The sequence below is a fragment of the Actinophytocola sp. genome (genome assembly GCF_045807065.1).
Lineage (GTDB): Bacteria > Actinomycetota > Actinomycetes > Mycobacteriales > Pseudonocardiaceae > Actinophytocola.
The window spans coordinates 1-12,167 of the sequence record NZ_JBJMIE010000592.1 but is presented as its reverse complement, the minus strand read 5'-3'; the positions used below and the strand labels follow the sequence as shown (position 1 = coordinate 12,167).

10 protein-coding genes and 1 pseudogene are annotated in these 12,167 nt (G+C 71.6%); 2 read left to right on the top strand and 9 right to left on the bottom strand.

The features are described 5' to 3' along the window. Window positions 1-999, top strand: a 999-nt coding sequence (locus ACJ73U_RS34775; protein WP_407781998.1) for a TerC family protein, incomplete at its 5' end; no start/stop codon positions are given. A 358-nt stretch (window positions 1,000-1,357) separates the two neighbouring features. On the opposite strand, the gene ACJ73U_RS34770 is transcribed toward ACJ73U_RS34775, so the two are convergent. The 8 genes from ACJ73U_RS34770 to ACJ73U_RS34735 form a co-directional block, all read right to left on the bottom strand. Next, window positions 1,358-2,098 carry a GntR family transcriptional regulator gene (locus tag ACJ73U_RS34770; protein WP_407781997.1) on the bottom strand — a complete coding sequence of 247 codons (741 nt, stop codon included), beginning with the start codon at window positions 2,096-2,098 and terminating at the stop codon, window positions 1,358-1,360. A gap of 248 nt (window positions 2,099-2,346) precedes the next feature. Beyond that, window positions 2,347-3,099: an IclR family transcriptional regulator gene (locus ACJ73U_RS34765; protein ID WP_407781996.1), complete on the bottom strand. Its 753-nt coding sequence runs from the start codon at window positions 3,097-3,099 to the stop codon at window positions 2,347-2,349. A 26-nt stretch (window positions 3,100-3,125) separates the two neighbouring features. Further along, window positions 3,126-4,748: a thiamine pyrophosphate-binding protein gene (locus ACJ73U_RS34760; RefSeq protein ID WP_407781995.1), complete on the bottom strand. Its 1,623-nt coding sequence runs from the start codon at window positions 4,746-4,748 to the stop codon at window positions 3,126-3,128. Next, window positions 4,745-6,541 carry a GMC family oxidoreductase N-terminal domain-containing protein gene (locus ACJ73U_RS34755; protein WP_407781994.1) on the bottom strand — a complete coding sequence of 599 codons (1,797 nt, stop codon included), beginning with the start codon at window positions 6,539-6,541 and terminating at the stop codon, window positions 4,745-4,747. The genes ACJ73U_RS34760 and ACJ73U_RS34755 overlap by 4 nt, the downstream gene beginning before the upstream one ends. A 20-nt stretch (window positions 6,542-6,561) precedes the next feature. After that, on the bottom strand, window positions 6,562-7,293 hold the full coding sequence (locus tag ACJ73U_RS34750) for an SDR family NAD(P)-dependent oxidoreductase (RefSeq protein ID WP_407781993.1): 732 nt from the start codon (window positions 7,291-7,293) through the stop codon (window positions 6,562-6,564). After that, window positions 7,290-8,777 (bottom strand): sugar ABC transporter ATP-binding protein, encoded by a 1,488-nt coding sequence (locus ACJ73U_RS34745; protein WP_407781992.1) that lies wholly within the window; start codon window positions 8,775-8,777, stop codon window positions 7,290-7,292. The genes ACJ73U_RS34750 and ACJ73U_RS34745 overlap by 4 nt, the downstream gene beginning before the upstream one ends. Next, complete coding sequence (locus ACJ73U_RS34740) at window positions 8,778-9,809, bottom strand: sugar ABC transporter substrate-binding protein (protein ID WP_407781991.1); 1,032 nt, start codon at window positions 9,807-9,809, stop codon at window positions 8,778-8,780. It lies immediately after the preceding gene. 11 nt (window positions 9,810-9,820) lie between these two features. Then, window positions 9,821-10,801 (bottom strand): ABC transporter permease, encoded by a 981-nt coding sequence (locus tag ACJ73U_RS34735; protein WP_407781990.1) that lies wholly within the window; start codon window positions 10,799-10,801, stop codon window positions 9,821-9,823. Window positions 10,802-10,945: 144 nt separating this feature from the next. On the opposite strand from ACJ73U_RS34735, the gene ACJ73U_RS34730 reads away from it, so the two are divergent. Beyond that, window positions 10,946-11,893 carry an ABC transporter substrate-binding protein gene (locus tag ACJ73U_RS34730; protein WP_407781989.1) on the top strand — a complete coding sequence of 316 codons (948 nt, stop codon included), beginning with the start codon at window positions 10,946-10,948 and terminating at the stop codon, window positions 11,891-11,893. Here the strand turns inward: ACJ73U_RS34730 and ACJ73U_RS34725 are convergent. Further along, window positions 11,890-12,167: pseudogene (locus ACJ73U_RS34725) on the bottom strand (hypothetical protein); the annotation flags it as partial. The gene ACJ73U_RS34730 and the pseudogene ACJ73U_RS34725 sit on opposite strands and share 4 nt — an antisense overlap.

Sequence of the window (12,167 nt, the reverse complement as noted above, 5' to 3'; positions counted from 1 at the left end):
CCCCTGTGGCTATGGGCTGTCACCGCAGTCGGCCTGACCGCCATCATCTGCGCCGACTTCTACATCGTCTCGCGCAACCCGCACCACCCCACGCTCAAGGAGTGCGTGCTGTGGATCACGGCCTACGTGGGGCTCGCCATCCTCTTCGGGCTCGCCATACTGCTGTTCAAGGGCCCCAGGTACGGCGGTGAGCTGTTCGCGGGCTGGATCACCGAGTACTCGCTGTCCGTGGACAACCTGTTCGTCACCATGCTGATCATGGTGAGCTTCGCGGTGCGGCGGGAGCACCAGCAGAAGGTGCTGTCGGTCGGCATCGTGATCGCGTTGGTACTGCGGGTGATCGTGGTCGCGTTGGGTTCCGCGGCGATCGCCAGGTTCGACTGGCTGTTCTACCTCTTCGGCGCGTTCCTGCTCTACACCGCCGTCCAGCTCGCGATCAGCGGTGACGAGGAAGAGGAGGAGTTCAAGGAGAACGTGATGCTCCGCGCCGCCAAGAAGGTCCTGCCGGCGACGGAGAAGTACGACGGCGCGAGGCTCACCACGCGCGTGAACGGGAAGGTCCTGTTCACCCCGATGCTCATCGTGATGATCGCGATCGGCACCACCAACCTGCTGTTCGCGGTCGACTCGATCCCGGCCATCTTCGGGCTCACGAAGGAGCCCTACCTGGTGCTGACGGCCAACGCGTTCGCGCTGATGGGCCTGCGGCAGCTGTACTTCATCATCGGCGGGCTCATCGAGAGGCTCGTGTACCTGTCGTACGGGCTGGCCGTGGTGCTCGGCTTCATCGGCTTCAAGCTGGTCGTGGAGACACTGCACCACCAGGGCGTCTCGTGGGCCCCGGAGATCCCGATCCTGTGGTCGCTCGGCGTGATCATCGGCGTGCTCGTGCTGACCGCGGTCATCAGCCTGTGGAAGGGCGGCCGCGACCGCGACAAGGAGCTGGACGAGGTCACCGGGGCGGAGGAACAACCGGTTCCGAACGGCGATCCCGCCTGAAGGACCCGGTGGGGCCGGCCCGCGCGGACCGCGGGCCGGCCCCACCGGCCCCGCGCGCACTGGCCTGACCTCATGGTGAAGTCGGCGTGTGGCCGTTAGGGTCTGGCGGGGCTGGGCCATACGGACCGTGGCCCAGCCCCGCTGAGTTCCTTATCCCGCGTCCCGGTTCCCGCCTCTCTCAACCACCGCACCGGGTTCCCCCATGCCGGGGTTCTAGACGGAGGTGGGCGTCACACTCCCCATGGCCTGCTCACGCAGGTACTGCTCCACCTCGCGGGCAGCACTGCTGGACCCGGGCCACGTCGACGCGACCGGGGTTGGTCGAGCGAGCAGGAGAGCCCGCTGCGGTGGGGGAGACTCAGCCCTTGTTGGGCGTCCGCCGACGGCGGCGCGCGGGCAGCTCGATGACCTGTTCCTGGTCACCCTCGGCGTCGCGCTGTTCGAGGTAGGACTTCCGCGTCCGCTCGGTGTGTTCCTTCATGATCTGGGCGGCGGCCTCGGCGTCCCGGTTCTCGATCGCGTCGATCACCCTCGCGTGCTCCTGCCAGGACTGCTTGCCGCGCTGGCGGGCGATCGGCGTGTAGTACCAGCGCACCCGGCGGTCCACCTGGGTCGCGAAGTCGAGCAGCACCTTGTTCCCGGACAGCTCCGTCACACACCGGTGCACGGCCGCGTTGAGGGCCACGGCTCGGTCGATGTCGTCCTCGGCCACGGCGTCCAGGCCCTGCCTGTTCAGGTCCCGCAGCTGCGCGATGCCCTCCTCGTCGGCGTGCAGCGCCGCCAACCGCGCCGACTCGCTCTCGAGGAGCGAGCGAACGGCGAGCAGCTGGTCGGCCTCGTCCGGCGTCGGTGCGTGCACGAAGGCGCCGTAGCCGGGGCGCAGGTCCACCCAGCCCTCGTTGTTCAGCCACTGCAGTGCCTCGCGCACCGGCTGCCGGGAGACCCCGAGCATCTGCGCCAGCTCGCTCTCCACCAGGTGCTGGCCGGGCGCCAGCCGCCGTGAGATGATCAGCTCCTGCATGGCCTGGTAGACGTGCTCACGCAGGGGTACCGGCCGATCGATCCGGCGAGCAGCCAGTTCCTTCGGCAACTCCTGCATGGTGTCTCCAACGAGAGTTAGTACGGTCTTGCCATGTGCGCGACAGGTTGTTGTCGACTGCCTACAGCATACAGTCGCGCCGTGTCCGTCCTGGGGCACCCGTGAGCGCCTTCACAGTCAGTGATGGCAGTCACACGTCCAATAGATACCGTGGATGAAGCGCAGATCACAACGGGACACGGCGGTTTCTCAAGATTGTCAAGTATTCACCGACATACACAGTCAACTCCCAGGTCCGGCATCCCCGCCTACCGGACGTTCGCGGCCATTTCCCTGGACAGGGCCAGCGCCGCGGTGCGGACGGCCGGCGCGAGGCGTTCCAGGTCCAGGCGGTGGGCCGAACCCGCGATGGACAGGGCCGCGACGACCCGGCGGCGGTGGTCGTGCACGGGGGCGGCCACCGCGACCACGCCGGTCTCGGACTCCTCGCGGTTGATGCCGTAGCCGCGCTCCAGCGTGCGTGCCAGGTCCTGCCGCAGCAGCCCCGGCATGATGATCGTCCTGGCGGTCAGGCGGTGGAGCCCGGAGTCGACAACCCGCCGCAGGTAGGCCGGCGGACCCAGCGCCAGGAACACCTTCCCGCTGGCCGTGCAGTGGGCCGGCAGCCGGCCGCCGACGCGCGACACGATGGGCATGGAGCGGCGGCCCGTGACCTTCTCCAGGAACAAGGTGTCCGTCGAGTCGAAGACCGTGAGGTGGATGTTCTCGTGGGTCGCCTCGTACAGGTCCTCCAGGTACGGCAGGGCGGCCTCCCGCAGGCTCCGCTGCCGGGGCACCCGCTGGCCCAGCACGAACAGCGTCATCCCCAGCCGGTAGCCGCTCTCCGTGCGCTCCAGCCCACCCCACGCCACCAGCTCCGCGACCAGCCGGTGCGCGGTCGGCTTCGGCAGCCCGGTCCGCGCGGACAGCTGCGCCAGCGTCAACTCGACGTCCGCCGCGCCGAACGCGCCCAGCAGCAGCAACCCACGAGCCAGGACCGACTTCGGCGGCGGTGTGGCCATGGTCCGATCCTGGTCGCGGGTGCCCATCAGCGCAACGGCACATCCACCAGGAGGGGTGCGGTCAGCGACCCGGCCGACGCGACCAGCACCCGCAGGTCCGCGTCGCTGGTCACCCGCCGCGCGGCGACGCGGAAGAACTCCGCCGCCTTCGTCCAGTCCAGCCGCCCCAGCTCGATCCCGGGGTGCGGGCCGGGACCGTAGAACTCGCCGAGCGTGTCCTTCAGCGTGCGGTACTCGCCGTTGTTCATCACCAGGAACAGCACGGGAACCCGGTACCGGGCGGCACTCCACAGGCCCTGCAGGCCGAACATCGCGCACCCGTCGCCCAGCACGGCCACGACCGGGCGGTCCTGCGCCATGCGCGTCCCCACGGCCCCGCCGAAGCCCCAGCCGAGGCCGCCGCCGACCGTGTGCGCGAACGAGCCCGGCCGGTCGAGCCGCAGCAGTGGCCGCAGCAGGACGCCGACCGTGATGGCCTCGTCGAGCACCACCGCGTCCGGCGGCAGCCCGTCGGCGATCGCCCGCGCCGCGACGACCGGTTCGAGCGGCACGCCCACCGCGTCCGGCACGTCCACCGTGGCCGGCATGTCCACGGTGGACGGCACGTCCACCGTCGCCGGCACGTCTCGGGTCGTCGCCCCGCCCGCCCGACTCGACCGCTCGACGGACCCGGTCCGCGCGACCAGCTCGGCGAGCGACGCCTTCACGTCGCCGACCAGGCCCAGCGCCACGGGGAAGTTCCGGCCCGGCTCGGCCGGGTCCTCGTCGAGCTGCACGACCCGGGTGCCGGGCGGGATGGGTGAGCCGGGCGTGTAGTGGTGCGGGGAGAAGGCGTGCGCGCCGACGACGAAGACCACGTCGTGACCGGCCAACGACTCCCGGACCGCCGCGTTCCGTGGCGCGATCATGCCCGCGTGCAACGGATGGCTGAATGGAAAGTTCAGCCGATCGTGCATCGGATGGTGGAAGACGGTCGCGTCGAGCCGTTCGGCCAGTGCGACCAGCTCGGCCACCGCGTCGTCCCGCCCGACACCGTCACCCGCCACGATCGCGGGCCGCTCGGCGCTCGCGAGGAGCCGGGCCGCCTCCGCCAGCCCGGCGGCCGGCCCACGCGGCGGGACCGGTGCCCGCGGGGGCACCTCGACCTCGACGTCCTCCCGCAGCAGGTCCATGGGGATACCGACGAACACGGGACCGGCCGGCGGCCGGGCGGCCAGCGCGAACGCCCGCCGCAGCACGACCGGCAGGTCCCGCGCGTGCTGCACCTCCACCGCCTGCTTGGTCGCCGACTGGGCGATGCCGACGAGGTCCCCACCCAGCATCGGGTCCTCGAGCAGGTGCCTGCGGTCCTGCTGTCCCGCCGTGACCACCAGGGGAGTGCGTGACCGCCGCGCGTTGAGCAGGCCGATCAGGCCGTTGGCGAGCCCGGCCGCGACGTGCAGGTTCACGAACGCCGGCCGCCCGGTGACGCGCGCGTACCCGTCGGCCATGGCGACCGCGGACGCCTCCTGCACGGCCAGCACGTACTCGAGGTCCGGCGTCCTCGCCAACGCGTCCAGCAACGGCAGCTCGGTCGTGCCGGGGTTGCCGAAGATCTTCGTCACGCCCTCGTCGCGGAGGATCTCGAGCAGCGCCTCGATAGGAGTCATGCGAGCTCTCCAGCCAGGTTGTCGGCGATCATCGCGGCCAGCGCCATGATCGTCAGCGACGGGTTGACCGACAGCGACGCCGGCACGACCGACCCGTCACCCACGTACAGTCCGTCCACACCGTGTGCCCGCCCCCGGTCGTCGACGACCGAGCGGTTCGGGTCCGCGCCCATCCGGGCGCTGCCCTGGACGTGCGAGGTCGAGAGCCCGCTCCACACCACCCGCCGGGCGCCCGCCGCGGTCAGCACCTCGGTGGTGAACGCGAGCGCGTCGTCGAGCCTGCGCCGCTCCGCCGCCGAGAAGCCCTTGGTGAACACGGCCCTCCCGGCCGGGTCCAGCTCGACCGTGCCGGTGTTCTCGTCGTTCGCCATGGCGAGCAGGCCCGCCCAGCGCCGGTACCCGCGCACGACGGCGGCCAGGTCCGCGCCCCACAGCGGGCGGCCCCGCACGTCGACCATGCTCGTCGCGAAGCTCACCGGCTCCTGGATGGTGGTGCCCTCGACGACGAAGTCCCGCTGGTGGGCCAGGCAGTGCGCGGTGATCGGGTAGACCAGGTGGCAGTCGACCGGCTCGTCGAACAGCCCGTACACCAGGCGCGCGGGGTGCAGGCCGAGCGTCGTCCCGACCAGCCTCGTGCTCGGCGTGTCCAGGGCCAGGTAGCCGCCGCTGCGCAGGAGGATCTGCGGTGTGCCGAGGCTGCCGGCGGCGAGCACGACGACCCTGGTCGACACCGTGCCGGTGGTGCCGTCGGGACTCCGGTACCGCACACCGGCGACCTTCACGCCGTCCAGCAGGACCTCGGTGACTGTGCGGTGGGTCGACAGGCGCAGTTCGTCGCGGGCCAGGACCGGGGCGAGGAAGGTGTTCAGCGCGTCACGGCCGGCGTTGGTCGGGCAGCCGGTCGTGCAGGCGCCGCACCGGGTGCAGGTGTAGTCGGTGTAGGAGCGGACCGGTTCGAGTGCGGCGCCGACCGCGGCGAACCCGGCCTCGACGCGGTGCACGCTGGGCGTCCAGTCGGCCCGGACCCGCACGCCGAGCCGCTCCTCGACCCGGGCGTACCAGGGGAGCAGGTCGTCCATCGTCAGGGTGGAGCCGGTCTCGGTGGCGAACCGCTCGACGTCGAAGTCCGCGGCCCGCATGGCGACCTTGGTGTTGATGACCGTCGTGCCCCCGACGCACCGCCCGGCGAGCAGCGCGACGGGCTCGTCGTCATCGGTCCGCGGCACGGTGGCCCGGTGCGGCCACCAGAGCTGGTGCCGCGCGGCCAGCTCGAACCGCACCCGGTCCTCGGCCGGGTGGTACCCGCCGGCCTCGATGAGCAGCACGTCGTGCCCCCGCCGCGCCAGCTCGGCGGCGATCACCCCACCCCCGGCGCCCGACCCGACCACGACCACCTCCGCCGACTCCCGCCCAGCGCCGGGAAAGGCGCTCTCGGGACGCTGACCACGCCCGTCCTGGCGGGGCTGGTCGAGGAAGGTCCAGTCCTTGCGGAGCCAGCGGGTCCCCGGCGGTGCGTAGCCGATGACCGCGTGACCCGTCGGGCCCTCGTGGCCGGGCGGGGCGTAGTCGCCGTAGAACGCCTCGATCGCCAGTGCGCGCAGCAGCTGGAAGCCCTCGGTGTCCGCGATCCGCTCCGGCGCGTCGAGATACCGGACCACGAGGCCGAGTGCGGCGTGGACCCGGTCCTCCTCGACGGGCGACATCCCCGCCAGCGCACGCTCTACATAGGACACCGGGTCGACGGTCGCCGAGCCGGGCACCACCAGCTCGCAGAACCGCGCCAGCGTCGCCATCTCCTGATCCCCGAGCATCATCAGTGCTTGGCCGAGCCGCCGTCGACGTTGATGGTCTGCCCGGTGAGGAAGCCGCTTCCCTTGTCGCACACGTAGAGCAGCGTCGACACCAGATCCTCCGGCTCCTCGATCCGTGGCACGCACTGCAGGTCCCGCACCCGCTCGAACCCGCCGTGCGCGCCGGTCGTCCTGGCCGCGGTCGCGGTGTGGGTGAGGCCGGGCGCGATCGCGTTCACCGTGATGTTGTCCGGGCCCAGCTCCGTGGCGAGCGCGCGGGTGAAGCCGACGAGCCCGGCCTTGGACGTCGTGTACGCCACCAGCTCGGGCGGGCCGAGGAACACGACCGCCGACACGATGTTCACGATCCGCCCCCACCCCGCCGCCCGCAGGTGCGGCACGGCCGCCTTCGTGACCAGGAACGGCCCGTCCAGGTTCACCCGCATGATGCGCTGCCAGTCGTCGATGGTCGTGTCGGCGAAGGGGATCGGCGGGTAGATCCCGGCGTTGTTGACGACCACGTGCAGTGCGCCGAACTCCCGCACCACCGCCTCGACCGCCGCGTCGACGGACTCCGGGTCCCGCACGTCGCACCGCACGGGGAGCAGCTCGCTCCCGGCCGCCTCCACCAGGTTCTCGGTCTCGTCCAGAGCCGCGACGTCGAACCCCGCGACCCGGTAGCGCGCCCGCGCGAGCGCGAGGGCGAACGTCTGGCCGAGGCCGTTGGCGGCACCGGTGACGACGGCGACGGTCACGGGACGGCCTCCCCGGTGGCTTCGGCGTGCAGCAGGGCGGCCTGCGTCAGCTCGTGTCCCGACAGCTCCGCGCACAGCCGGCCGCGGTGGAACACGGCCACCCGGTCGCACAGCTCGACCAGCTCGTCCGGGTCGGTCGAGCTGATCAGCACCACCCGCCCGGCGGCCGCCAGCTCGCGGATGATCTCGTGCATGTCCGCCTTGGCGCCGACGTCGACGCCGCGCGTGGGATCGTCCAGCAGCACGACGTCCGGCTCGGCGGCCAGCCACTTGGCGAACACGACCTTCTGCTGGTTCCCGCCGGACAGCCGCCCGACGAGGTCGTGCACCGAGTCGGCCCGGATCCGCAGCCGCCGCACCAGCCGCTCCGCGGCCGCCACGAGCCTGCGCCGCCCGGGCAGCGGCCCGTACCGGCCGAGCGCGCCGGAGCTGACCACGCTCACGTTGTCCCACACCGGTATGTCGAGCATGAGCCCGACCCGCGCCCGGTCCCCCGGCACGAGCGCGACCCCGGACCGCACGGCCCCGCGGATCGTGCGCGGTGCGGTCCGCCCGGACGGCAACCGGACCCGGCCCCGCGCGGCCGTGCGCAACCCGGCGACGACCTCGAGCACCGCCGAGTGCCCGGAGCCGGCCTTCCCGGCACAGCCGACGATCTCCCCGCGCCGCACCGAGAGGCTGACGCCGTCGAGCACCCCGGGCACGGACAGGTCCGCCAGCACGAGCGCGGCGTCGCCCCCGGCGTCCCGGGCGACCGGTGCCGGCCGCGCGGGCACGGTGCCCACCATGGCCGTGACGATGTCCTTCACCGCCAACTCCGTCCGCGGCCGGGCGAGCACGACCCCGCCGTCGCGCAACACGGTCACCTCGTCCGCGATCAGCATGACCTCGGCCAGCAGGTGTGACACGTACAGCACGGCGACGCCCCGGTTCCGCAGCCGGTCGACGATGCCCAGCAGGTGCTCGGCCCGGTCGACCGGCAGGGCGGAGGTCGGCTCGTCGAGGATCAGCACCGTCGGCTCGTCCAGCAGTGCCCGCGCGATCTCCACGAGCTGCCGCTCGGCCAGCGTCAGCTCGCCCAGCTTCGTCCGGAGTGGACGATCGAACTCCAGCTCCGCCAGCACGGGTGCCGCGCGCCGGGCCATCTCCGCGCGGTCGACGAGCACGCCCCGCCGCGGCTCCCTGGTGAGGACGAGGTTCGCGAGCACGTCGAGGTCCGGGAACACGTTCAGCTCCTGGGAGACCACGGCGACCCCGCGTCGAGCGGCGACGCGCGTGTTCGGGAACGTCACGGCTCTCCCGTCGAGGGTGAGCCTGCCGGCGTCCGGGGCGAGGGCGCCGGCGAGGATCTTGACGAGGGTCGACTTCCCCGCGCCGTTCTCGCCGAGGAGGGCGTGCACGGACCCCGGCGCCAGTGCGAAGTCGACCCCGGCGAGTGCGGTGACCCCGCCGAACCGCTTGCGCACTCCCGTTGCCCGGTACACCTAGCTCGCGTCCTTCAGCGGCCGGAGGTGCGCGTCGAGGTCGGCGAAGAACCTGTCGAGCTTCGGGCCGAAGTACTCGTCCTTGGCGGCGTCCGACCGCCCTCGCGCGATGATCTCGTCGACGTTGTCCTTGGTGACGAGCAGCGCACCGGAGTCGATCCAGCCCTCCGGCAACGCCTTCCCCTTCGTGGCGGCCTCGGAGAGCAGGCGGATCGCGACGGCGCCCTTCATGAAGTGCTCCGGCGAGAGCGTGGCGAAGTTCGTGCCGTCCTTGACCGCCCGCAGGGTCGCCGCGTTGAGGTCGAAGCCCGCGGTCAGGTAGGTGCCGTGGTTCTCCTGCTTGATCTTGGCGAGGTTGTAGCTGTCCTGGTCGCCGGTGCCGAGGAACGCGAGCGCGGTGGGGTTGGCCTTCACCAGGCCGTTCCAGATGCTGAAGTTCTGCGTGGGTTCGATCTTGGTCTCGAACGGGCCGAGCACGTGGACGTTCGGCAGCTTCTCGGCGAACGCCTGCTTGATGCCCTTCGCGCGCTGGTCCAGTACGGGCACCCCGGGCACGGTCGTGCCCACGACCACGGTCCCGTTGGCGTTCGGCCCGAGCAGCCGGATCGCCTCGTCGGCGAGCATCCGGCCGATGCCGAGGTTGTCGTTGCCGACATAGGTGCGCACGTCGCTGCCGTCCAGCGGCGCGGTGTCGACGGCGACGAGCGGTATGTCCTTCCTGGCGATGTCCGCCATGGGCCGGACGAACAGGTCCGGCGCGAGGTTCATGACGGCGATCCCGTCGGTGGCGGTGCGGCCGAGGTCCTGCAGGAGCTTCACCTCGGCCGGCCCGTCGACTCCGGGCGGTCCGCTCACCCGCACCTCCACCCCGTCGAACGCCGACGCCGCGTACTTGCCGCCGTCGGCCATCTGCTGGGCGAAGTCCTCGCTCGTGGTGGCGACGGCGAACCCGAGCCGCGTGCCCGACCCGCCGGCGCTCGACCCGCAGCCGCCCAGTACCAGCACCACCGCCACGATCGCCGCTAACCGCACTGCTGTTCTCCTCACAGGAAGCTGGCCGCCGCACGCCGCCTGCGCAGCAGGCTGTCCATGGCGACGGCCAGCAGGATGACCACACCGGTGGCGAAGAGGTTCCAGTTGATGGGCACCCCGAAGTAGACGAGTCCACTCGCGACGGTGCCGAGGATGACCGCGCCGAGCACCGAGCCCCACACGGTGCCGGACCCGCCGCGCAACGGCGTGCCCCCGATGATCGCGGCCGCGATGGCCTGCAGCTCGTACCCGTTGCCGATGGTGGGGTCACCGGAGGCGAAGAACGCGAGCGTGAGCATCCCCGACAGCCCGGCGAGCGCGCCGGAGAGGGTGAGCACCTGGACCCTGGTGCGCGGCAGGGAGATCCCGGAGAACCGCGCGGCGTCGGGGTTGGACCCGATGGCCCGCACGGTGGCCCCGAACCGCGTGCCGCGCAGCACGACCGTGAGCACGAGCGCGACGACCAGCAGCACCCACACCGGCACCGGAACCCCGAACAGGTCCCCGCCGACGATCGTGAAGAAGGCGTGCGTGCGCGGCAGGTCGGCGACGTTCCGGCCGTCGCTGACGGCGAGCGCGAGCCCGCGGTAGAGCGAGAGCGTCCCCAGCGTGGTGATGATCGAGGGAATCCGCACGGCCTCCCCGATGAACCCGTTGACCGCGCCGAGGAACGCGCCGAGCACGACCCCGGCCGCGGCCCCCAGCCAGGGATCCAGCCCGTGCTGCACCAGCGTGGCCGCGCCGACGATCGACAGGGCGTAGGTGGAGCCGACGGACAGGTCCAGCTCCCGCATGGCGAGCAGGTAGGTCATGCCGCAGGCGAGGATGCCGACGAACGCGGCCTGCGCGACGACGTCCACCAGCTGGTCGACGTCGAGGAAGGCGGGGTGGAACGCCCCGATGACGAGCACGAGCGCGACGAGCGCCGCGACCACGCCGAACTCGTCGACCCGGAAGATCCGGCCGGCGAGCCCGCGTGCGCTGCTTGTCACGGCAGGAATGCTGTTGGCAGCCCGGATCTTCCGACAAGACGTCCGTTTCGCTGAGTGAAACGCCGCCGGTTGACGGGGTGGCGCGCGTGGCCATAGCGTTCGTGTGCAGAACCGCTGTTCGCTGTCCGAACATGGGAGCATCCGGTGAAGCGCCTCGCTGTTGCCCTGACCGCTGTCGCGCTGGCCGCCGCGGGTTGCGGCGCACCGGCTTCCTCGTCACAGCCGGGCCGCCCGGACGCCGTCACGGTCGGGCTGATCTCCATCGTGGACGTGGCGCCGATCTACCTGGGCAAGGAGAAGGGGTTCTTCGCCGACCGGAACATCGACCTGACCCTCAGGCCGGCCGAGGCCGGCACGGAGACGATCCCGGCGGTGCTCAGCGGCGACCTGCAGTTCGGCTACAGCAACATCGTGACACTGCTGCTCGCGCAGTCGCAGGGACTCCCGGTGAAGGTCCTCATCAACGGCGACGACTCCACGGGTGTCGCCGGCAGGGACTTCGGCTCGCTGATGGTGTCGGGGAACAGCCCGATCACGTCGGTGGCGGACCTCGCCGGCAGGAAGGTCGCGGTCAACGTGCTCCAGAACGTGGTGGAGCTGGCGGTCCGCGCGTCCGCGGTGAAGGCGGGCGTCGACCCGGAGTCGATCGAGTACGTGAAGCTGGCCTTCCCGGAGATGCCGGCGGCACTGGCCGCGGGCCGGGTGGACGCGGCGTTCGTGGTCGAGCCGTTCCAGCAGATCGTGGTGTCCCAGGGCGGCCGGCCGCTCGCGTCGAGCCTGGTGGACCTGGCGCCGAACCTCAGCGTGGCCCAGTACTTCACGTCGAAGAAGATGCTGGCCGACAACCCGGACCTGGCCCGCCGCTTCACCGACGCGATGAAGGAGTCACTGGCCTACGCGGAAGGCCACCCCGAGGAGGTGCACCGGATCCTCCCGACCTACACGAAGATCCCGCAGGCGGTCATCCCGAACATGGTCCTGCCGAAGTGGGTACCGGAGGTCAACGAGGACTCGGTGGCGGCGATCGTCAGGCTCGCCAGGAAGGAGAGGATCCTCTCGAGCGAGCCCGACCTCGACGACCTGCTGCCCTAGGTGGTGGACGCCGGCACTCCCCGCGGCGGCAGGCCGGGCAGGAACCGCCCCGGCTGGCGGAGCCTCATGCACAGCCCGGAAGAGGCGAGCGCCAGCACGCATCCCAGCAGCAGCACCGGCACGAACCCCCACGAGGGCACCACCGCCGCGCCGGCACCGACGCCCAGCACACCGCCGAACGCCGGGCCCGAGCTGACGATCTCCTGGAACGGAAGCCCGGCGCCGACGCTGCCTGCGGGGACTTGCAGTCCGAACGTGCCGGAGAGATAGACGT

Coding starts and splice junctions, on each gene's coding strand:
- ACJ73U_RS34770 (WP_407781997.1), bottom strand. CDS start 2,098: ATGCAGGAGTTGCCGAAGGAACTGGCTGCTCGCCGGATCGATCGGCCG.
- ACJ73U_RS34765 (WP_407781996.1), bottom strand. CDS start 3,099: ATGGCCACACCGCCGCCGAAGTCGGTCCTGGCTCGTGGGTTGCTGCTG.
- ACJ73U_RS34760 (WP_407781995.1), bottom strand. CDS start 4,748: ATGACTCCTATCGAGGCGCTGCTCGAGATCCTCCGCGACGAGGGCGTG.
- ACJ73U_RS34755 (WP_407781994.1), bottom strand. CDS start 6,541: ATGGCGACGCTGGCGCGGTTCTGCGAGCTGGTGGTGCCCGGCTCGGCG.